20 protein-coding genes are annotated in these 19,897 nt (G+C 68.8%); 10 read left to right on the top strand and 10 right to left on the bottom strand.

The features are described 5' to 3' along the window. Window positions 1-5: 5 nt before the first annotated feature. From msbA to AB7E83_RS11425, 3 genes are read left to right on the top strand one after another with little or no spacing between them, the layout of a single operon-like run. On the top strand, window positions 6-1,763 hold the full coding sequence (gene msbA / locus AB7E83_RS11435; RefSeq protein WP_428569291.1) for a lipid A export permease/ATP-binding protein MsbA: 1,758 nt from the start codon (window positions 6-8) through the stop codon (window positions 1,761-1,763). Continuing rightward, on the top strand, window positions 1,763-2,935 hold the full coding sequence (locus tag AB7E83_RS11430) for an O-antigen ligase family protein (protein WP_428569288.1): 1,173 nt from the start codon (window positions 1,763-1,765) through the stop codon (window positions 2,933-2,935). Before msbA ends, AB7E83_RS11430 begins: the two co-directional genes overlap by 1 nt. Further along, complete coding sequence (locus tag AB7E83_RS11425; RefSeq protein WP_428569285.1) at window positions 2,932-3,996, top strand: glycosyltransferase family 9 protein; 1,065 nt, start codon at window positions 2,932-2,934, stop codon at window positions 3,994-3,996. Before AB7E83_RS11430 ends, AB7E83_RS11425 begins: the two co-directional genes overlap by 4 nt. Here AB7E83_RS11425 and AB7E83_RS11420 read toward each other — a convergent pair. The 3 genes from AB7E83_RS11420 to rng all read right to left on the bottom strand — a co-directional run bounded on the left by AB7E83_RS11420 (window position 3,990) and on the right by rng (window position 6,187). Then, on the bottom strand, window positions 3,990-4,406 hold the full coding sequence (locus AB7E83_RS11420) for a type II toxin-antitoxin system VapC family toxin (RefSeq protein ID WP_428569282.1): 417 nt from the start codon (window positions 4,404-4,406) through the stop codon (window positions 3,990-3,992). The genes AB7E83_RS11425 and AB7E83_RS11420 overlap by 7 nt on opposite strands. Next, window positions 4,403-4,654 (bottom strand): type II toxin-antitoxin system Phd/YefM family antitoxin, encoded by a 252-nt coding sequence (locus AB7E83_RS11415; protein ID WP_428569384.1) that lies wholly within the window; start codon window positions 4,652-4,654, stop codon window positions 4,403-4,405. Before AB7E83_RS11415 ends, AB7E83_RS11420 begins: the two co-directional genes overlap by 4 nt. A gap of 63 nt (window positions 4,655-4,717) precedes the next feature. Then, window positions 4,718-6,187: a ribonuclease G gene (rng, locus tag AB7E83_RS11410; protein ID WP_428569279.1), complete on the bottom strand. Its 1,470-nt coding sequence runs from the start codon at window positions 6,185-6,187 to the stop codon at window positions 4,718-4,720. A gap of 96 nt (window positions 6,188-6,283) precedes the next feature. Between rng and AB7E83_RS11405 the strand changes: the two genes are divergently transcribed. Next, the gene (locus AB7E83_RS11405) at window positions 6,284-7,717 is read left to right on the top strand and encodes a PAS domain-containing protein (RefSeq protein ID WP_428569277.1); all 1,434 of its coding nucleotides are present in this window, start codon (window positions 6,284-6,286) and stop codon (window positions 7,715-7,717) included. Here the strand turns inward: AB7E83_RS11405 and AB7E83_RS11400 are convergent. The 7 genes from AB7E83_RS11400 to AB7E83_RS11370 are packed head-to-tail and all read right to left on the bottom strand — an operon-like array spanning window position 7,665 to window position 12,928. Then, the gene (locus AB7E83_RS11400) at window positions 7,665-8,255 is read right to left on the bottom strand and encodes a Maf family protein (protein ID WP_428569275.1); all 591 of its coding nucleotides are present in this window, start codon (window positions 8,253-8,255) and stop codon (window positions 7,665-7,667) included. The genes AB7E83_RS11405 and AB7E83_RS11400 overlap by 53 nt on opposite strands. Before the next feature lie 36 nt (window positions 8,256-8,291). Then, window positions 8,292-8,759, bottom strand: a complete 468-nt coding sequence (gene rlmH, locus AB7E83_RS11395; protein ID WP_428569272.1) for a 23S rRNA (pseudouridine(1915)-N(3))-methyltransferase RlmH — start codon at window positions 8,757-8,759, stop codon at window positions 8,292-8,294. Then, the gene (rsfS, locus tag AB7E83_RS11390) at window positions 8,756-9,415 is read right to left on the bottom strand and encodes a ribosome silencing factor (RefSeq protein ID WP_428569270.1); all 660 of its coding nucleotides are present in this window, start codon (window positions 9,413-9,415) and stop codon (window positions 8,756-8,758) included. The genes rlmH and rsfS overlap by 4 nt, the downstream gene beginning before the upstream one ends. Further along, the gene (gene nadD, locus AB7E83_RS11385) at window positions 9,416-10,009 is read right to left on the bottom strand and encodes a nicotinate (nicotinamide) nucleotide adenylyltransferase (RefSeq protein ID WP_428569267.1); all 594 of its coding nucleotides are present in this window, start codon (window positions 10,007-10,009) and stop codon (window positions 9,416-9,418) included. After that, a complete protein-coding gene (gene hemF / locus AB7E83_RS11380; RefSeq protein WP_428569265.1) occupies window positions 10,000-10,917 on the bottom strand; it encodes an oxygen-dependent coproporphyrinogen oxidase in 918 nt (305 codons plus the stop codon). The genes nadD and hemF overlap by 10 nt, the downstream gene beginning before the upstream one ends. A 2-nt stretch (window positions 10,918-10,919) precedes the next feature. After that, the gene (gene purD, locus AB7E83_RS11375; RefSeq protein WP_428569262.1) at window positions 10,920-12,206 is read right to left on the bottom strand and encodes a phosphoribosylamine--glycine ligase; all 1,287 of its coding nucleotides are present in this window, start codon (window positions 12,204-12,206) and stop codon (window positions 10,920-10,922) included. Beyond that, entirely contained in the window at window positions 12,203-12,928 is a 726-nt protein-coding gene (locus AB7E83_RS11370) for a YebC/PmpR family DNA-binding transcriptional regulator (RefSeq protein WP_428569260.1), read from the bottom strand. Before AB7E83_RS11370 ends, purD begins: the two co-directional genes overlap by 4 nt. A gap of 120 nt (window positions 12,929-13,048) precedes the next feature. Between AB7E83_RS11370 and AB7E83_RS11365 the strand changes: the two genes are divergently transcribed. The 6 genes from AB7E83_RS11365 (at window position 13,049) to AB7E83_RS11340 (ending at window position 19,885) form a co-directional block, all read left to right on the top strand. Next, window positions 13,049-14,554, top strand: coding sequence for a helicase HerA-like C-terminal domain-containing protein (locus AB7E83_RS11365; RefSeq protein ID WP_428569257.1), 1,506 nt, complete (start codon window positions 13,049-13,051; stop codon window positions 14,552-14,554). Beyond that, entirely contained in the window at window positions 14,551-15,513 is a 963-nt protein-coding gene (locus AB7E83_RS11360) for a threo-3-hydroxy-L-aspartate ammonia-lyase (RefSeq protein ID WP_428569255.1), read from the top strand. Before AB7E83_RS11365 ends, AB7E83_RS11360 begins: the two co-directional genes overlap by 4 nt. Before the next feature lie 48 nt (window positions 15,514-15,561). After that, on the top strand, window positions 15,562-16,191 hold the full coding sequence (gene upp / locus AB7E83_RS11355; RefSeq protein WP_428569253.1) for a uracil phosphoribosyltransferase: 630 nt from the start codon (window positions 15,562-15,564) through the stop codon (window positions 16,189-16,191). Continuing rightward, a complete protein-coding gene (locus AB7E83_RS11350) occupies window positions 16,191-17,348 on the top strand; it encodes a tetratricopeptide repeat protein (RefSeq protein WP_428569251.1) in 1,158 nt (385 codons plus the stop codon). Before upp ends, AB7E83_RS11350 begins: the two co-directional genes overlap by 1 nt. Further along, entirely contained in the window at window positions 17,345-18,493 is a 1,149-nt protein-coding gene (locus AB7E83_RS11345; protein ID WP_428569249.1) for a HupE/UreJ family protein, read from the top strand. The genes AB7E83_RS11350 and AB7E83_RS11345 overlap by 4 nt, the downstream gene beginning before the upstream one ends. Window positions 18,494-18,616: 123 nt before the next feature. Next, a complete protein-coding gene (locus AB7E83_RS11340; protein ID WP_428569246.1) occupies window positions 18,617-19,885 on the top strand; it encodes a phospholipase D-like domain-containing protein in 1,269 nt (422 codons plus the stop codon). Window positions 19,886-19,897: the final 12 nt, after the last annotated feature.

Raw genomic sequence — 19,897 nt, 5'->3', positions numbered from 1 at the left:
CGATTATGCCCGCCGTGACTGAAGCCTCCGCGGGCAGCCTCGCCTTCCGCATCCGCCGCGTCTTTCCCTACATCCGGCACGTGCGCCGCTACTGGCTCGTGGTGCTGCTCGCGACGATCGTCGGCGCGGCCACGGAGCCCGCCGTGCCCGCCCTGCTGAAGCCTCTGCTGGACGAAGGATTCAACCGGCAATCGTTCAGCCCGTGGCTCGTCCCCGCCGCACTGCTCGGACTCTTCGCGATCCGCGGCGTCTCGGGCTTCATCGCCGACATCGCGCTGGCGAAGATCGCCAACGAGGGCATGGTGACGCTGCGGCGCGCTCTGTTCGGCCGGCTGCTCGATGCGCGCATGACGCTTTTTTCGCGCGAGACGGCCAGCTCGCTCTCCAACGGCATCGTGGCGGAGGTGCAGACCGGCTTCAGCCTGCTCGTGAATGCGCTCACGGCGCTGGTCAAGGACAGCCTCGCGCTGGTCGCCCTGCTCGGCTACCTGCTGTACATCAACTGGCAGCTGACCCTGGTGGTGGGCCTGATGGCGCCGGCCGTCGCGTGGCTGATGCGGACCGTGTCGCGCCGCCTGTATGGGCTGGCGAAAAGCAGCCAGGCCGCGACCATCGAGCTCACCTATGCGGTCGAGGAGAACGTGCTCGCCAACCGCGTGGTGCGGCTGCACGGCGCGCAGGAAGCGCAGGCCGGTCGCTTCGAGACGCTCAGCCAGCGGTTGCGGCGGCTCGCCATGAAGTCCGCCGTCGCGCAGGCGCTCATCACGCCGACGATGCACATGCTTTCGGCGGCGGCGCTGTCGGTGGTGATCTGCATCGCGCTCTGGCAAAGCGGCAACGCGATGACCGTGGGCGCATTCGCCTCGTTCGTCACGGCGATGCTCATGCTGATCGCACCGGTGAAGCGCCTGTCGGAGGTGACGAGTCCCATCGCGCGCGGCCTCGCGGCGCTCGAGCGTTCGCTCGACCTCGTGGAGCATTCGCCCGTCGAAGCCGGCGGCGCGTACGAGGCGGCGCGCGCGCAGGGCCGCATCGAGCTGCGGGACGTGACGGTGCAGTATCCCGATGCCGCGCGCCCCGCGCTCGCCGACTTCAGCCTCGACATCGCGCCGGGCGAAACGGTGGCCCTCGTCGGTCCCTCGGGCTCCGGCAAGACGACCCTGGCCAACCTGCTGCCGCGCTTCGTGGAACCCGCGTGCGGCGGCATCTTCGTCGACGGGCATGCGCTGCACGAATGGAATCTGGCTTCCCTGCGCCGCCAGTTCGCGATGGTGAGCCAGGACGTCGTGATGTTCAACGACACGCTCGCGGTCAACGTGGCGCTGGGCCGTGACGTCGACCGCGCGCGCGTCATGCACGCGCTGGAGGCGGCGAACCTCGGCGCGCTCGTCGCGCAGTTGCCGCAGGGCATCGATTCGCCGGTGGGCCACAATGCGGCCTCGCTGTCCGGCGGGCAGCGGCAGCGCCTGGCCATCGCCCGCGCGCTCTACAAGGACGCTCCCATCCTGATCCTCGACGAAGCCACGTCCGCCCTCGACAACGAGTCCGAGCGCATGGTGCAGGAGGCGCTGCGCCGCCTGATGACCGGCCGCACGACGCTCGTGATCGCGCACCGCCTGTCCACCATCGAGCATGCCGACCGCGTGGCCGTGCTCGACCAGGGCCGGCTTGCCGAAGTCGGCACGCATGCGCAACTGCTCGCGAGCGGCGGACTCTATGCGCGCCTGCACGCGCTGCACGACGCCGAGGGCGTGCTGCCATGATGAATTCCTCTTCCATGACGCTGGATGCGCCACCGACACCCCTCCCCGAACGCGCGCTGCAGGCGACGCTGACCGGCGGACTCGCGGCGCTCGGCGTGTTCCTGCCCTACTCCACCGCCGGCACGAGCATCGCGCTCGGGATGCTGATGCTGGTGGCGCTGGCGATGGCGCCGCGCGTGTGGCGGCTGCGGCCCTGGCGCGAGCCGATGTTCGCGATCGGCCTCGCGCTGTTGGCCTACATTGCCGCGCGCAGCATCGCGGCAGGGTGGGACCGCTCCGCCGCCGGCGTCGTGAACCACTACCACGAGCTTCTGCTGATGCCGGTGCTGTGGGCACTTTTCACGCTGTGCCCGCGACGCGACGCGTTCGTCTGGGGCCTGCTCGCGGGCTCGGTGGGGCTCGCGGTCGCGCACTGGATTCCGCTGTCGGCGGAGGTCACGACCAAGGTCGAATTGCGGCGCATCTCGGCGGGCTTCGGCCTCTCGGTGGCCGCCTTCATCCTTTTCGAGCAAGGGCGGCTCGGCCGCATGGCCAAGGTCATTGCGTACCCGGCCGCCGCGTTTCTCGCGTTCACCGTCGTGGCAGCGGTCGGCGCGCGGACGGGCTACGTCGCCGTGGCCCTGTTCGGCGCATTCGCGGCATGGCGCGCGGCGCCGGGGCGTTGGCGCTGGGCTGCCGTCGTCGGCGTCCTGGTGTCGGCCGTCGTCGTCGCGTCGCTGCTGTCGTCCATGCGCGAAAAGCGGGGCGACATCGCCAACTCCAACAAGATCCGCACGGAGCTTCTGCGGAACACGACCGAGGTGATCCGCGACCACTGGCTCGTCGGCACGGGCTGGGTCGGTTACGCGGGCGCCTACGAGGCCGTGGCGGCAGCGCGCGGCGCGCCGCCCGATGCGTACTACGCGAAGAGCGCCAACCCGCATAACGAATACCTGATGCAGTGGGCGGCGGGCGGCCTGCCGGCGTTGGCGCTCTACGCCGCGTGGCTCGCTGCGCCGCTCGTTCGCGGATGGCGGCGTCGCGGCGAGGCCGGCGCGTATGCCTCCTCCGCGGCCTGCGTCGCCGTCGCCTTCGCCGTCGCGTCGGCGCTCAACTCGATGCTGCTCGACTTCACGGAGGCGCATTTCTACGCCGCCGCGATGGCGTGGCTGCTCGCGCGGCGCGATCCATGAAGTCGGTGCTGGTCGTGGTCACGCGCCAGATCGGCGACGTGCTGCTCACGACGCCGCTGATCCGCGAAGTGCGGAGCCTGTGGCCTGAAGCGGCGGTCGACGTGCTCGGGTTCGAGGGCACGCTGGGCATGCTGGAGGGCAACCCGGACGTGCGCGAGCGGATCGCGACGCCGGCGCAACTGGGCTTCGGCGGCGCGTGGCGCCTGCTGCGGCGTCTGTGGCGGCGCTACGACCTCGTGCTCGTGGCGGACCCGGGAGATCGAGCGCATCTGTTCGGGTGGGCGGCATCGCGCGTGCGCGCGGGCGTGCTGCCCGAACGCAGCAGCAGCAACTGGTGGAAGCGGGCCTTGCTGACGCACGCCGTGGAGAGTGGCGGCGATCCTTCCGGGGTGCATATCGTCGCGGAACGCCTGTCCTTGCTCGCGCCGTGGACGTCGGCATCCCATGTCTCGAATGCCTCGCTGGTCGCGCCGGAAGGTTCGGCGTTGCCGGCCCCGCTGCAATCGCGCCTGCACGCCGGCTACATCGTCATGCACACGCCGTCGATGTGGCCGTACAAGCAGTGGCCCCTGTCCCACTTCCGCGAGCTGGCCTCCTTGCTGACCGCGGACGGTCGCCAGGTCGTGCTCACGGGCGGCCCGGGCGCGCATGACCGCGCGTGCGTCGACGCGATGAAGGGATGCGCGCCCGAATCGATGCTCGTCGACGCAGGAAGCCTGGACTTCCGCCAGCTGGCGAGATTGATCCGCGGTGCGGCGCTCTACATCGGCCCCGACACCTCGATCTCGCACCTCGCGGCCGCCTGCGATGTCCCCGTGCTCGCGATCTTCGGCCCGACGAATCCTCAGCGCTGGGCGCCCTGGCCCGGATCGGGCGTTGCCATTGCACGCCAAGCGTCGTCGCAAACGCTGCGCAACATCACCATCGTGCAGGCCGACCTCCCTTGCGTGCCCTGCGGGAAGGCGGGCTGCGAGGACCATCGGCAAAGCGGCACGGCGTGCCTGCCGGCGATCACGCCGCAGCGCGTCGCGGAGGCGGCGAGGCGGATCCTTCCTCAGTGAGGCGACCAGGGGTCGAGCACTTCGACCGGCAATCCCCTGAAGTCCTTCTTGTTCCGCGTCACGAGCACGAGGTCGTGCGCCAGTGCGGTCGCGGCGAGAAGGCTGTCGATGGTGGGCAGTGGACGACCCGCGCCCGCGACGAGCCGGCCCCAGCGATCGGCAACTGCGCCGTCGACATCCAGCACTCGACCTATGAAGAATCGAGGCAACTCGACTTCCAGCCAGTCGCGAAGCGTCGCCTGACGGCGCGCATCGCCGATGCCTTCGACACCTTTGCGGAGTTCGCCGAGCGTGAGCACGCTCAAGTACAAGGTCGAGGCCGGCCGTTCGGCAAACCAGTTCACAACCGAGGGCTGGGGCGACTTCTTCCGAAGCTCCGACAACACATTCGTGTCGACCAGGTAACTCACAGGCGGGGCGTCCGGCGGGTACTGCTCTGCTCGCGCTCGAAACGCGGCTCATCGTGCCCGGCGAGCGGCGATGCCTGCATGAAATCGACAAGCGACATCGAACCGCCGGACATCCTGTCGAAGGCCTCGCGCGACAACACCACGGCGACGGACTTGCCGTGCACCGTGATGCCTTGAGGTTCGTCCTGAGCACGCTTGACGAGCTCGGAGATCTGCGCCTTCGCTTCCTGAAGCTGCCATTGATTCACGGGAATCGCCTTGATCTGACCAGTCTGGTCAGACATTGTATTATTTTCGCGCCCCGGATGCCGTCAGAGCAGCACGATGTCGTACTGCTCCTGCCCCATCGCGCTTTCGCTTTGCAGCGAGATCGGCTTGCCGATGAAGTCCGACAGGCCCGCCAGGTGCTGGCTCTCCTCGTCCAGGAACAGCTCCACCACCCTCGGCGACGCCACCACGCGGTATTCGCGCGGATTGAACTGCCGCGCCTCGCGCAGGATCTCGCGCAGGATGTCGTAGCAGACCGTGCGCGCCGTGCGCACCGTGCCCTTGCCCATGCATGCCTCGCACGGCTCGCACAGCATGTGCGCGAGCGACTCGCGGGTGCGCTTGCGCGTCATCTCCACCAGGCCCAGCTGCGAGAAGTTGCCCGCCATCGTCTTCACGCGGTCGCGCGTGAGCTGCTTGCGGAACTCGCCGAGCACCGAGTCGCGATGGTCCTCGCGCTGCATGTCGATGAAGTCGACGATGATGATCCCGCCCAGGTTGCGCAGGCGCAGCTGGCGCGCGATGGCGTGCGCGGCCTCCAGGTTCGTCTTGAAGATCGTGTCGTCGAAGTTGCGCGAGCCGACGTAGCCGCCGGTGTTCACGTCGACCGTGGTCAGCGCCTCGGTCTGGTCGACGATCAGGTAGCCGCCCGACTTCAGGTCGACCCGGCGCCCGAGCGCCTTCGCGATTTCCTCGTCGATGTTGTACAGGTCGAAGATCGGCCGCTCGCCCTTGTACAGATGCAGCTTCGCCGCCGCCGAGGGCATGAACTCCTCGCCGAACTTCGCAAGCAGCGCATGCTGTTCGCGCGAATCGATGCGAATCGTCTGCGTGTCGCAGGTCACCAGGTCGCGCAGCACGCGCTGGATCAGGTTCAGGTCCTGGTGCAGCAGCGAGCCGGCGGGCAGCCGCGTCGCGGCCTCGCGGATGCGCGTCCAGGTCTTGCGCAGGTAGGCGATGTCCTCGGCAAGCTCGTCGTCCGACGCATCCTCGCCATTGGTGCGCAGGATGAAGCCGCCGCCCGGCGCGCCGACCAGCCGCGTGAGCCGTGCGCGCAGCGCCTCGCGCTGGTCGTGCGGAATCTTCTGCGAGATGCCGATGTGATCGTCCTGCGGCAGGAAGACGAGCAGCCGGCCCGCGATGCTCACCTGCGTCGACAGGCGCGCGCCCTTGGTGCCGATGGGGTCCTTGATGACCTGGACGAGCAGCGACTGGCCCTCGAACACCTGCTTCTCGATGGGCACCTGCGGCTGGCCCGGCCGGCCCGGCGGCTCGCCGTCGGGCTGGCGCTGCCACACGTCGGCGACGTGCAGGAAGGCCGCGCGCTCCAGGCCGATGTCGATGAACGCCGACTGCATGCCGGGCAGCACGCGCGCGACCTTGCCCAGGTAGACATTGCCGACGAGGCCGCGCTCCAGCGTGCGCTCGACGTGCAGCTCCTGCACGGCCCCATTTTCGACGATGGCGACGCGCGCCTCCTGCGGCGACCAGTTGATCAGGATGTCCTGTTGCATGTGCGGCCTCAGGATACACTGGCGCCGCCGCGCCGCGCCGCGCCGCGCGGCCGCAAGCAGCCCGCCGCACCACTCCGCATGACTCCCGCAGATTCCTTGTCCTTTCTTCAAGGCGGCGGCGCCATGGGCGAGCGCATCCGCGCGTTCGACTGGGCGTCGCATCCGCTCGGCCCGCCTGGGGACTGGCCCGCGGCGCTGAAGCTCGTGGTGAACCTGTGCCTCAGTTCCAGTTTCCCCACGGCGATCTACTGGGGGCAGGACCTTCACGTCCTGTACAACGACGCCTGGTCGGTGATTCCCGCCGACCGCCATCCGGCCGCCCTCGGCCAGCCCGCCCGCGAACTATGGTCGGACATCTGGCACGTCGTCGGACCGCATTTCGAGCGCGTTCTCGCCACCGGCGAAGGCGTGGCGCAGTACGAGGAAATGCTCCCCATGGTGCGCCACGGCGTCGCGCGCGAGACATGGTGGAACTACAGCCTGACGGCGGTACACCTGCCGGACCACACGATCGGCGGGCTCTTCAACCAGGGCAACGAAATCACCGAGACGGTCCTCGCACGCCGCCTGCGCCAGAAGGAGGTCGAACGCTGGCGCGACCTGTTCCGGCAGGCGCCCGCGGCCGTCGCGCTGCTGCGCGGGCCGGACCATGTCTTCGAGGTCGCGAACGAGGCCTACCTCCGGCTCGTCGGCCGGCCCGACGTGGTCGGCCAAGCGGTGCGCCAGGCCCTCCCCGAAGTCGTCGAGCAAGGCTTCATCGAACTCCTGGACCGCGTCTACCGCACCGGCGAGCCCTACGTCGGCGCATCCATCAAGGTGACCCTGCAGGCGCCCGGCGCGCCGAAGCCGCAGGAACACATCCTCGATTTCGTCTACCAGCCGGTGCGCGACCTGGAAGGCGCCGTGGACGGGATCTTCGTGCTCGTGACCGACGTCACGGCGCGCTCGCACGCGGAGGCGGCGCTGCGCATCAGCAACTGGCAACTCGGCGAGGAGCGCGCGCGGCTCGCCTCCATCGTCGAGGCGGAACAGCGCGCGCAGCAGGCGCTGCGCAGGTTCAACGACACGCTCGAGAAGCACGTGGCCAGCCGCACGGCGCAGCTGACGCGCACGCTCGAGACGCAAGGCGTCATGGCCGACCGCCTGCGCGCGACCTTCGAGACGAGCCTGATCTACCAGGCCTTCCTCGATCCGCAGGGCAAGCTGCTCGAGGCGAACCTGGCGTCGCTGCAGGGGATCCAGGCCCGGCTGAACGACGTCGTGGGCCTGCCGTTCTGGGAGACACCCTGGTTCGCTTCGACCGACGGCTTGCAGGAGCGCGTGCGCGCGGGCGTCGAAGCCGCCGCCTCGGGACGCAGCGTGGTGCAGGAAATCGAGCTCGACCTGCCCATCGGGCGGCGCCGCTTCGATTTCTCGCTGCGGCCGGTGCTCAACGCGAAGGGCGCGGTCGTCGGGATCGTGCCGCAGGCGGTGGACATCACCGAACGTCGGCCAACAGGGCCGCCGTCTCGAACAGGGGAAGCCCCATGATGCCGGTGAACGAGCCGTCGATGCGCGCGATGAACGCCGCGGCGCGCCCCTGCACGGCATAGGCCCCGGCCTTTCCCATCGGCTCGCCGCTCGCGACGTAGGCGCGGATCTTCGCGGGCGTGAGCGCGGCGAAGGTCACGCGCGAGATGCTCAAAGCTTCGCGCCGCGCGCCGCCCGGCCTCTGGATGGCCACGGCGGTCAGCACGCGGTGCGTCGCGCCCGAGAGCTCGCCCAGCATGCGCGCGGCGTCTTTCTCGTCGGCGGGCTTGCCGTAGATCGCGCGGCCCCGGGCGACCGTCGTGTCCGAGCAGAGAATGGGCGCGCGGGGCAGCTTGCGGCGCTTCAGCCGATCCAGCGCCGCGTCGAGCTTCAGCCGCGTGACCCGCTGCACGTAAGTGGCGGGCGATTCGCCCGGCTCCACCGCTTCGAGGCCTTCGCTGTCTTCGTCGTCGTCCGGCAGCAGCAACCTGTGCTCGATGCCCAGCTGCTCCAGCAACTGCCGGCGCCGTGGACTTCGAGAGGCGAGGTAGATGAACATCAGGCGTCATTCCCGCGGCCAAGGGGCGCGGAGGGCTTATTCACGGTGATAGGGATGGTTCGCATTGATCGACCACGCGCGGTACAACTGCTCGGCAAGCAGCACGCGCACCATCGCGTGCGGCAGCGTGAGATCGGACAGCCGGATGCGCTCGTGCGCGGCCTGCTTGAACTGCGGATCGAGCCCGTCCGGCCCGCCGATGACGATGGCGACGGTGTCGTTCTCCAGCGCCCAGTCCTTCACTTTCCGCGCGAGCGCAACGGTCGTGAGCGCGCTGCCACGCTCGTCGAGCGCGACGACGCGCGCGCCCTTCGGGATCGCGGCCTCGATGCGCTCCCGTTCGGCGGACAGCAGGGTCTGCAGCGTCTTCGAGCCGCGCGGCTCGGTCTTCACCGCCTTCAATTCGAGCCGCGACTCGGGCGGGAAGCGCTTCGCATAGTCGTCCCACGCGGTCTGCGCCCAGTCGGGAACGCGCTGGCCGACCGCGACGACGAGGAGCTTCACGAAGACTTCTTGGCGGGCGCCTTCTTCGCTGCGGGCTTCTTCGCGGGCGCTGCCGACTTCTTCGCCGGTGCCGCGGCGGACTTCCTCGCGCCCGACGCTGTTCCGCCCGGCCGCGGCGTGCCGCTCTTCTTCGCGGGCGCGCTCTTCTTCGCCGCCACTTTCGCCGCCTTCTTCGCAGCCGTCTCGGCACGCTGGATCGTCTTGACCGCCGTGCTGCGGCGCAGCGAGCCCGGCTCGGTCGATTTCTTCGCAGCCGGTTCCTTCGCTGCGGGCTTCGCCGGCTGGGGCGCGCCCAGGCGCAGGCGAATCGGCTTCTCGCCCCAGATCTCTTCGAGGTTGTAGTACTGGCGGATCGCCGGCTGCATGATGTGCGCCACGGCCGCGCCGCAGTCGACGATGATCCACTCGCCGTTGTCCTGCCCCTCCGTGCGCGGCTTGGGAAAGCCCGCCTCGCGCACCGCATCGGACACGCTCGAGGCGAGCGCCTTGGTCTGGCGGTTCGAGGTGCCCGACGCGACGATCACCCGCTCGAACAAGGGGGACAGGTGCTCGGTGTTGAACACGACGATGTCCTGTCCTTTCACATCCTCCAGGCCATCGACGATGGCGCGCTGCAGGCGTTGGGTATCTTTTTTCGCGGCGGCTTCCGTGGTCATTCAGTCAGGTTGGTAGAGGTGATGGTGGTCAATATAACTGGCTACACGGGGGTCGACCAGTACGTCGATGGCCTGCCCGGCCGCAAGACGCCTCCGTACGTCGGATGCGCTGCCCGGCAGCAGCGGCAGGCGCAGCTCGACGTGGCGCACCCCGGGAGGCAGGGCGAGCGGCGGCTGGGTCGCGCCCGCGTAGTCGCGCCGGGCGATGGCCAGCGTCGCGATTTCCGCGATGGCGGTCCACTCGCGCCACGTGGCGAACGCCGCCGCCTGGTCCTCGCCCATCACCAGGTAGAGCTCGGCGGCGGGCTCCTCGAGCCGCAGTTCGCGCAGCGTGTCGATGGTGTAGCTGGGGCCGGCGCGGCGCATCTCGCGGTCGTCCACGCGCGCCTGGGGCACGGCCGCGAAGGCGATTCGCGTCATTTCGAGGCGATGCGCCGCGTCGGTGAGCTGACGCGGCTTGTACCATGCGTCGCCGGTGGGCAGGACGTGCAACGCGTCCAGCGGCACCTGCTGCACCGCCGCGGTGGCGAGCGCCACGTGCGCGTGATGCGGCGGATCGAACGAGCCGCCGAACAGGCCGAGCTTCAAACCCACTCCCGGCGCACGATGAACTTGTCGTAGAGCTCGCGCTCGGGCGTGCCCGGCGCTTCCTCGCGGCGGTACGACCAGTTCGCCTGCGGCGGCATCGACAGCAGGATCGACTCGGTGCGGCCGCCCGACTGCAGGCCGAAGTGCGTGCCGCGGTCCCAGACGAGGTTGAACTCGACGTAGCGCCCGCGCCGGTACAGCTGGAAGTCGCGTTCGCGCTCGCCGTGCGGAATGTTCATGCGCCGCTCGACGATGGGAAGGTAGGCGCCCAGGAAGGCATCGCCCACCGAACGCTGCATCGCGAAGCTGGCCTCGAAGCCGCCTTCGGAGTGATCGTCGAAGAAGATGCCGCCGATGCCGCGCTGCTCCGCGCGATGCTTCAGGAAGAAATAATCGTCGCACCAGGCCTTGAAGCGCGGGTACAGGCCGCTGCCGTGCGGCTCCAGGGCCGACTTGCAGGCGCGATGGAAGTGAACCGCGTCCTCCTCGAAGCCGTAGTACGGCGTGAGGTCCATGCCGCCGCCGAACCAGAACACCGGCTCGCCCTCGGCAGGCAGCGCGGCGAGCATGCGCACGTTCATGTGGACCGTGGGCACGTAGGGATTGCGGGGGTGGAAAACCAGCGACACGCCCATCGCCTCGAAAGGCGCGCCGACGAGCTGCGGGCGGTGCTGCGTGGCCGAGGGCGGCAGCTTCATGCCCTGCACGTCGGAGAAACCGCAGCCGGCGCGCTCGAACACCGGGCCGTCCTCGAGGATCATCGTCGTGCCGCGGCCCTGCAAGGGCTCGCCGGGCGCCTTCTGCCAGCGGTCGACGGTGAATGCCGTGCCGTCCACGGCCGCAATGGCCTCGACGATCCGCGCCTGCAGCCCCTGCAGCCAGTCGCGCACCTGCGTCACGCGCGGATCCGCCATGCTCACCCCTTCACCGCACGATGGCCGATGTCGCGGCGGAACTGCGCGCCGTCGAACCGGATGGCATCGACCACTTCGTAGGCGCGCATCTGCGCGGCCTTCACCGTGTCGGCCAGCGCGGTGACGCACAGCACGCGCCCGCCCGTCACTACCGTGTCCTTGCCCTGCTTCGCCGTGCCGGCGTGGAAGACGACCACTTCATCCTCGGGCTGCGGCTTGAGCAGGCCCGTGATGACGTCGCCCTTGCGCGGGTTCATCGGATACCCCGCCGCGGCCATCACCACGCCGAGCGCGATGCGATGGTCCCAGTCGAGGTGGATCTGGTCGAGCGTGCCGCTCGTGGCATGCATCATCACCTCGTACAGGTCGCTCTTGAGGCGCAGCATGATCGGCTGCGTCTCGGGGTCGCCCATGCGGCAGTTGAATTCGAGCGTCTTGCACTGGCCCGCGGCGTCGATCATGAGGCCGGCGTAGAGGAAACCGGTGTACGGAATGCCGTCCTTCTCCATGCCCTCGATGGTGGGCAGGATGATCTCGCGCATGGCGCGCGCATGCACGTCGGGCGTGACCACCGGCGCGGGCGAATACGCGCCCATGCCGCCCGTGTTCGGGCCGGCGTCGCCGTCCTGCAGGCGCTTGTGGTCCTGGCTCGTCGCGAGCGCGGTGACGTTCCTGCCGTCGCACAGCACGATGAAGCTCGCCTCCTCGCCCTGCAGGAATTCCTCGATCACCACGCGCGCGCCGCCCGCGTTGTGCTGCACGCCGAGCTTGTTGTCGAGGAGCATGAAGTCGACCGCCTCGTGCGCTTCCTGCGACGTCATGGCGACGACGACACCCTTCCCCGCGGCCAGGCCGTCGGCCTTGACGACGATGGGCGCGCCCATGTGGTCGATGTAGGCATGCGCCTTGGCCGCATCGGTGAAGGTCTCGTAGCGCGCCGTCGGGATGCCGTGGCGCGCCATGAAGGCCTTGGAGAACGCCTTGGAGCTTTCCAGCTGCGCCGCCGCCTTCGTGGGACCGAAGATCCGCAGGCCGTGCGCCCGGAATTCGTCGACCACGCCTGCCGCCAGCGGCGCCTCGGGGCCGACCACCGTCAGCGCGATCCTTTCCTTCTGCGCCCATTCGCGCAGCGCCACCACGTCGGTGATGGGGACGTTTTCCAGGCGCGCGTCCGTCGCCGTGCCGCCGTTGCCGGGGGCGACGTACACCGCCTGGATCCTTTCGGACTGCGCGAGCTTCCACGCCAAGGCATGCTCCCGGCCGCCGCCGCCGATGACGAGGACCTTCATTCGGCGATTTCGGCGTTGTGGAAGACGTCTTGGACGTCGTCCAGGTCCTCCAGGATGTCCAGCAGCTTCTGCATGCGCTGCGCATCCTCGCCCGCGAGCTCGATCGTGTTCTCCGGTCGCATCGTGACCTCGGCCAGCTCGGGCTTCAGGCCCGCCGCCTCCAGCGCGTTCTTCACCGCCTCGAATTCCGCCGGGCCGGTGATGACCTCGATGGCCCCTTCCGCGTCGGTCAACACGTCCTCGGCGCCCGCTTCCAGGGCGACTTCCATCACCTTGTCTTCGCTCGTGCCGGGCGCCAGGATCAGCTGGCCGCAATGCTTGAACTGGAAGGACACCGAGCCTTCGGTGCCCATGTTGCCGCCGTACTTGCTGAAGGCGTGGCGCACCTCGGCGACGGTGCGGACCTTGTTGTCCGTCATGGTGTCGATGATGACGGCCGCGCCGCCGATGCCGTAGCCCTCGTAGCGGATTTCCTCGTAATGCACGCCTTCGAGGTTGCCCGTCGCCTTGTCGATGTTGCGCTTGATCGTGTCGGCCGGCATGTTCGCGGCCTTGGCCTTGTCCACCGCCAGCCGCAGCCGAGGGTTCGCCGAGAGGTCGCCGCCGCCCTGGCGCGCCGCGACCATGATTTCACGGATGACGCGCGTCCACACCTTGCCGCGCTTTTCGTCCTGGCGCCCCTTGCGGTGCTGAATATTCGCCCATTTGCTGTGACCAGCCATGGATTCGGTCCTTTAGCCTGTTTTGATTCCGGGCCCGATTTTACGGTTCGGCGGGCAAAACCGATTCCGGCGCCCCGCGGGTCGTGGTGCAATCGCCGGATCGAGGAAACCGAGGACGACATGCCCCAACCGCTTTTGATCGCGAAGAACGCCACCGCCGACTGCGTGCTGCTGCCCGCGCTCGCCAACCGCCACGGGCTCATCACGGGGGCCACCGGCACCGGCAAGACCGTGTCGCTGCAGAAGCTGGCCGAGAACTTCAGCGCCATCGGCGTGCCGGTGTTCATGGCCGACGTGAAGGGCGACCTCACCGGCATCAGCCAGGCCGGCAAGATCGGCGGCAAGATGGCCGCGGCCATCGCGGAGCGCAAGCTGCCCACCCCCGACCCCGTGGCGGTGCCCACGACGCTCTGGGACGTCTTCGGCGAACAGGGCCATCCCGTGCGCGCCACGATCAGCGACATGGGGCCGCTGCTGTTGTCCCGCATGCTGAACCTCAACGAGACGCAGGCGGGCGTGCTGCAGATCCTGTTCAAGATCGCCGACGCGCAAGGCATGCTGCTGCTCGACATGAAGGACCTGCGCGCGATGCTGCAGCACGTGGGCGAGAACGCGAAGGAGTTCACCACCGAGTACGGCAACATCAGCGCCGCGAGCGTGGGTGCGATCCAGCGCGGCCTGTTGCAGATCGAGGCGCAGGGCGGCGACAGATTCTTCGGCGAGCCCATGCTGAACATCCAGGACATGATCCAGACGGATGCGTCCGGCAAGGGCGTCGTCAACATCCTCGCCGCCGACAGGCTGCTCAACTCCCCTCGCCTGTACGCCACTTTCCTGCTGTGGATGCTGTCGGAACTGTTCGAGCAGCTGCCCGAGGTGGGTGACCTCGACAAGCCCAAGCTCGTGTTCTTCTTCGACGAGGCGCACCTGCTGTTCGACGAAGCGCCCAAGGTGCTGGTCGAGCGCATCGAGCTCGTCGTGCGGCTCGTGCGGTCCAAGGGCGTCGGCGTGTATTTCGTGACGCAGAACCCGCTCGACATTCCCGACAGCGTGCTCGCGCAACTGGGCAACCGGGTGCAGCATGCCCTGCGCGCCTTCACTCCCCGCGACCAGAAGGCGGTGAAGGCCACGGCCGAGACGATGCGGCCGAAGAAGGGGCTCGACATCGCCGCCGCCATCACCGAACTCGCGGTGGGCGAGGCGCTGGTGAGCTTCCTCGACGAAAAGGGACGGCCCAGCGAAACGGAGCGGGCTTACGTGATCCCGCCGGGCAGCGAGATCGGGCCGATCACGCCCGAACAGCGCAAGGCGCTGATGGCCGATTCCGTCGTGGCCGGCGTGTACGAGAAGACGCAGGACCGCGAGTCGGCGTACGAGAAGCTGAAGGGGCGCGCGGCGGAGGAGCCGTCCGCTACGTCGTCCGGCGGCAAGGGCGCGACCGCCGCCGCCACGGGCTCGATGGGCGGCCTCGGCGACATCCTCTTCGGCACCACCGGCCCGCGCGGCGGTCGCAAGGAAGGCATGCTCGAAGCGGCCGCCAAGTCCGCCGTGCGCACCATCGGCAGCAGCGTCGGGCGCGAGATCGTGCGGGGGGTGCTGGGGAGCCTGCTCGGGGGCAGGCGGTGAATTCCGGCGTGCCCGGCTACGACGACGTCGACGCGGCCGCGCGGCGCATCGAAGGCCACGCCCATCGAACACCCGTGCTGACGTCGCGCACGATCGACGAGCGCACCGGCGCTCAACTTTTCTTCAAGTGCGAGAACTTCCAGCGCATGGGCGCGTTCAAGTTCCGAGGCGGCTACAACGCGCTCGCCCGCTTCACCCCCGAGCAGAAGAAGCGCGGCGTGCTCGCGTTCTCGTCGGGCAACCATGCGCAGGCCATCGCGCTGTCGGCGAAACTGCAGGGCATTCCCGCCGCGATCATCATGCCGAGCGACGCGCCCGCCGCGAAGCTCGCCGCCACGCGCGGCTACGGTGCGGAAGTGGTCGAGTACGACCGTTTCACGCAGGACCGCGAAGCCCTGAGCCGCGAGTTGGCCGAACAGCGCGGCATGACGCTGATCCCGCCCTTCGACCATGCGGACGTGATCGCGGGCCAGGGCACGTCGGCGAAGGAACTGTTCGACGAGGTCGGCGAACTCGATGCGCTCTACGTCTGCCTCGGCGGCGGCGGGCTCACCGCGGGTTGCGCGCTCGCGGCCGAGGCGCTGTCGCCGAACTGCAAGGTCTACGGCGTCGAGCCCGAAGCCGGCAACGACGTCCAGATGTCGCTGCGGCAGGGCGAGCGCGTGAAGATCGAGGTGCCCCGCACCATCGCCGACGGCGCGCAGACGCAACAGGTGGGCGTGCTCACCTTCGACATCATCCGCCGGCGCGTGGCCGACGTCCTGACCGCGAGCGATGCCGAGCTCGTCGAGTGCATGAAGTTCTATGCCGGGCGCATGAAGATGGTCGTGGAGCCGACCGGCGCGCTGTCGCTCGCGGGCGCGCTGAAGCAGGACCTGAAGGGGCAGCGCGTCGGCATCCTCGTGAGCGGCGGCAACGTCGACATGCGGCGCTTCGCGGAGTTGCTCGCGAAACATTAGGAAGCGAGCCGTCCCAGCGTCGCCGCCGAAGCGCTCACAATGGCGGCCATGCCCACCGTCCACGTCGTCCAGCATCCCCTCGTGCAGCACAAGCTTTCGCTGATGCGCAACAAGGAGGCCAGCACCAGCAGCTTCCGCCGGCTGCTCGATGAGCTGTCGATGCTCATGGCCTACGAGGTCACGCGCGACATGCCCATGCAGGAGATCGAGATCGAGACGCCGCTCGAGACGATGAAGACCCAGGTGATCGACGGCAAGAAGCTCGTCTTCGTCTCCATCCTGCGCGCGGGCACGGGCATCCTCGACGGCATGCTCTCCGTCGTCCCCGGCGCGCGCGTTGGCCACATCGGCCTGTACCGCGACCCGAAGACGCTGAAAGCGGTGGAGTACTACTTCAAAATGCCGCAGGCCATGCAGGAGCGCGACGTGATCGTGGTCGATCCGATGCTCGCCACCGGAAATTCGGCCATTGCCGCCGTGGAGCGCCTCAAGGCGCTGCGGCCGAAGTCGATCAAGTTCGTCTGCCTGCTCACCTGCCCCGAGGGCCTGGCGGCGATGGGCAAGGCACATCCGGACGTGCCCATCTACACCGCGGCAGTGGACCGCGAGCTCAACGACCACGGCTACATCCTGCCCGGCCTCGGTGACGCCGGCGACCGCATGTTCGGGACGAAGTGATGCGCAAGGCCGCGCTCGTACTGCTCCTCGCCCTGGCAACCGCCCTCCACGCCGCCCCCTTCACGCCCGCCAACGACAACGAGGTCGTCGAGAAGCTCCCGGCGACGACCGACCCGGCCGTGCGCAACGTGCTGTCGCTGCGCCGCCAGTTGGAAGCACGGCCCGACGACGGTGCGCTGCGACTGGAGATCGCGCGCCGCTATTTCGACCTCGCCATGGCGCAGGGCGATCCGCGATACGTGGGCTATGCGCAGGCGGCGCTGGTCCCGGTCGCGCAGTCTTCGGCGGGGGACGCGCGCTACTGGCTGCTGCAAGGCATGGTGCAGCAGTACGGCCACGATTTCGACGGTGCGCTGCAGAGCCTGGCGAAGTCGGCGAGCCTCGATCCGCGTTCGGCCGAGCCGCTTGCCTGGCGTGCCGCCATCTTCATGGTGCAGGCCCGCTATGCGGAGGCGAAAGCCGAATGCGACAAGCTGGTGCCCCTGGCCGACCCGCTCTACACCCAGGGCTGCCGGGCCTACGTCCAGGCGACCACGGGCGGGCTGCGAGCAGCGTACGAGGCGCTCGACGCCGCGATGCGAGCGCGCCCCGACGTCGCGCCCGAACTCGAGCTGTGGCTGCGCACGCGCCTGGCCGAGATGGCCGTGCGGCTGCAGCAGCCGGATGCGGCGGAGGCGCATTTCCGTGCCGCGCTTCGCACGGGCGTGACCGACCAGTTCCTGCTGGGCGCCTATGCCGATTTCCTGATTGCGCGCGGGCGCGCGGGCCATGCCATCACGCTGCTGAACAACTGGGAGCGTTCGGACATCCTCCTGCTGCGCATGGCGACCGCGGGCCGCATGGCCGGCGACCCGCGCGCCCGCGACTGGGCGAAGCAGTTGCGCGAGCGCTTCGACGATGCGGCCCGCCGCGGCGACCGTCTGCACGAGCAGGAGGCGGCGCGATTCACGCTCGAGATCGAGGGCAGGCCCGACGCGGCGCTGGCGCTCGCGAAGCGCAACTACGAAAAACAGAAGGAGCCGCGCGACGCCGAGATCCTGCTTCGCGCCGCAGTGGCGGCGCGGCAGTCGCAGGCCGCGCAGGCCGCCATCGAATGGCTCCGCGCTTCGCGGTACGAGGACCCCGCGCTGGCGAAACTCGCGGAGGCGCTGAAATGAAGCGGATGTTTCTCGCCGCGATGAAACTGTCGCTCGTCCTCGTGTTCCTCGCCGCCGGCGTCCTGCCTGCCCATGCGCACAAGCCCAGCGACAGTTACCTCACCATCCAGGCGCGCGATGGCAACCGTATCGAAGTGCGTTGGGATCTGTCGCTGCGCGACCTCGACTTCGCGCTGCAGCTCGACCGCAACGGCAACGGCGAGCTCACCTGGGGCGAAGTGCGCCAGCGCACGGCGGACATTCATCGGTACGCGACCGAGCGACTCGCACTGGCCGCCGGCGACAAGCCCTGCCCGCTGCAGCCGTCGCCGAACCTGCAACTCGACCGCCACAGCGACGGCACCTACGCCGTCCTTGCCTTCGTTGCCGACTGCCCGAACCTGGTCAACGGGCTGAAGCTGCGCTATGGCGCGTTCTTCGACGTGGACGCGAGCCACCGCGGCCTGGTGCAGTGGATCGCGCCCGGCGCCCCCTCCGCGCAGGCGCTCATATTCGCGCAGACCTCGGCCGAGCAGGCGCTCGCCCTCGAAGCGCCGAGCGCGTGGGACACGCTGCGGCAATACGTCGTCGAGGGCGTGTGGCACATCTGGATCGGCTTCGACCACATCCTGTTCCTGCTGTCGCTGCTCTTGCCGGCCGTGCTCGTCCGCGCGGCGGGCCGCTGGGAGCCGGCCGCAAGCCTGCGCTCGTCCAGCCTCGAAGTGCTGAAGGTCGTGACCGCGTTCACCCTCGCCCACTCGGTGACGCTCAGCCTCGCCGCGCTCGGCGTCGTCAGCCTGCCCTCGCGCATCGTCGAGTCCGTGATCGCGGCCTCGGTCGTGCTTGCCGCGCTCAACAACCTGCGCGGCACGATCGAGCGGCGGCGCTGGGTGATGGCCTTCGCCTTCGGACTCGTCCACGGCTTCGGCTTCGCCTCGGTGCTCGCCGATCTCGGCCTGCCGCAGAACGCGCTGACGCTCGCGCTCGTCGGCTTCAACGTCGGCGTGGAGCTCGGCCAGCTCGCCATCGTGCTCGTGTTCCTGCCTCTCGCGTACGTGTTGCGCCGCACGCTGTTCTACCGGATCGGCGTGCTCGGCTTCGGCTCGCTGGCGGTGGCCGCCATCGCGGCGTGGTGGTTCGTGCAGCGGGCTTTCGACCTGGGGTAAGGCGGCGGAAGAATTCCTGTCGCGTCCAGCGCGCCACTGGGCGGGCTGAAACCGCCGGGGGCCTCGCGCCGTCGTCCTACGAAGCTCTGCCGCAGGCCGGTTTAGCCTTTCGGCAGAGCCGTCATGAAAAAGAAAATGGTCTTTCTCCTCGTCGCCGTCGTCGTCCTCGTGGGACTGCTCATCGTGAATTTTGCGTCCGGCGAAAAGAAGGTGGAGACGGACATCACCCACCTCTACACGGTGGACGATCCGCAGTTCTTCCGCTCCATGGGCCTGCTGGTCGGGCCGTCCATCCTCGACGGCAACAAGGCCACCGAACTCATCAACGGCGACGCGATCTTCTCGGCCATGCTCGAGGAAATCCGCAACGCGAAGAAGACGATCCTCTTCGAAACCTACATCTACTGGTCGGGCGGCATCGGCGAGAAATTCGCCGATGCGCTCTCCGAGCGCGCACGCGCCGGCGTGAAGGTGCATGTGCTGCTCGACTGGGTCGGCAGCGCGCGGATGAAGGACGACCTGATGCAGAAAATGAAGGACGCGGGCGTGGAGGTCGAGAAATACCATCCGCTGCGCTGGTACAACCTCGCGCGCCTGAACAACCGCACGCACCGCAAGCTGCTCATCGTGGACGGCCGCGTCGGCTTCACGGGCGGCGTAGGCATCGCCGAGGAATGGACCGGGCATGCCCAGGACCCCGAGCACTGGCGCGATTCGCACTTCCGCGTGGAGGGTCCCGTCGTGGCGCAGATGCAGAGCGTGATGCTCGACAACTGGGTCAAGACCACCGGCCGGGTGCCGCACGGCGCCGAATACTTCCCGCCACTCGTGCCCGTGGGCACGCAGAAAGCGCAGATGTTCGCAAGCTCGCCCTCGGGCGGCAGCGAGTCGATGCTGATGATGTACCTGCTGGCCATCACGGCGTCGACGCGGACCATCGATCTCTCGAGCGCGTACTTCGTGCCCGACGGCATCACGCGCCGCGCGCTCGTCGCCGCCATGAAGCGGGGCGTGCGCGTGCGCATCATCACGCCCGGCCCGAACATCGACGCGGAGACCGTGCGGCGTGCCTCGCGCGGACTCTGGGGTGAACTGCTGGAGGCCGGCGCGCAGATGTACGAGTACCAGCCGACCATGTACCATTGCAAGGTGATGATCGTCGACGGCCTGCTCACCTCCGTCGGCTCCACCAACTTCGACGTGCGCTCGTTCCGCCTCAACGACGAGGCGAACCTCAACGTCTACGACAAGGAGTTTGCCGCGCGTCAGACGCAGGTGTTCGAGGAAGACCTGAAGCACGCAAAGCGCATCACCTTCGAGCAGTGGCGCCATCGCCCCTGGAACGAGAAGCTGCACGAACACACCGTGGCCCTCCTGCAGCCTTTCCTGTGAGGCCCGTCGCGG

It is taken from the genome of Ramlibacter sp., from assembly GCF_050250995.1.
Classification (GTDB): Bacteria; Pseudomonadota; Gammaproteobacteria; order Burkholderiales; family Burkholderiaceae_C; genus Ramlibacter.
This window is presented reverse-complemented; position numbering and strand designations above follow the sequence as displayed.

Excerpts from the sequence above, each read along its gene's own strand:
- msbA (WP_428569291.1), top strand. The coding sequence starts at position 6 with ATGCCCGCCGTGACTGAAGCCTCCGCGGGCAGCCTCGCCTTCCGCATC.
- upp (WP_428569253.1), top strand. The coding sequence starts at position 15,562 with ATGCCCACCGTCCACGTCGTCCAGCATCCCCTCGTGCAGCACAAGCTT.
- AB7E83_RS11370 (WP_428569260.1), bottom strand. The coding sequence starts at position 12,928 with ATGGCTGGTCACAGCAAATGGGCGAATATTCAGCACCGCAAGGGGCGC.
- hemF (WP_428569265.1), bottom strand. The coding sequence starts at position 10,917 with ATGGCGGATCCGCGCGTGACGCAGGTGCGCGACTGGCTGCAGGGGCTG.
- AB7E83_RS11365 (WP_428569257.1), top strand. The coding sequence starts at position 13,049 with ATGCCCCAACCGCTTTTGATCGCGAAGAACGCCACCGCCGACTGCGTG.
- purD (WP_428569262.1), bottom strand. The coding sequence starts at position 12,206 with ATGAAGGTCCTCGTCATCGGCGGCGGCGGCCGGGAGCATGCCTTGGCG.
- AB7E83_RS11345 (WP_428569249.1), top strand. The coding sequence starts at position 17,345 with ATGAAGCGGATGTTTCTCGCCGCGATGAAACTGTCGCTCGTCCTCGTG.
- AB7E83_RS11340 (WP_428569246.1), top strand. The coding sequence starts at position 18,617 with ATGAAAAAGAAAATGGTCTTTCTCCTCGTCGCCGTCGTCGTCCTCGTG.
- rng (WP_428569279.1), bottom strand. The coding sequence starts at position 6,187 with ATGCAACAGGACATCCTGATCAACTGGTCGCCGCAGGAGGCGCGCGTC.
- AB7E83_RS11400 (WP_428569275.1), bottom strand. The coding sequence starts at position 8,255 with ATGTTCATCTACCTCGCCTCTCGAAGTCCACGGCGCCGGCAGTTGCTG.
- AB7E83_RS11425 (WP_428569285.1), top strand. The coding sequence starts at position 2,932 with ATGAAGTCGGTGCTGGTCGTGGTCACGCGCCAGATCGGCGACGTGCTG.
- rsfS (WP_428569270.1), bottom strand. The coding sequence starts at position 9,415 with ATGACCACGGAAGCCGCCGCGAAAAAAGATACCCAACGCCTGCAGCGC.
- AB7E83_RS11350 (WP_428569251.1), top strand. The coding sequence starts at position 16,191 with ATGCGCAAGGCCGCGCTCGTACTGCTCCTCGCCCTGGCAACCGCCCTC.
- AB7E83_RS11430 (WP_428569288.1), top strand. The coding sequence starts at position 1,763 with ATGAATTCCTCTTCCATGACGCTGGATGCGCCACCGACACCCCTCCCC.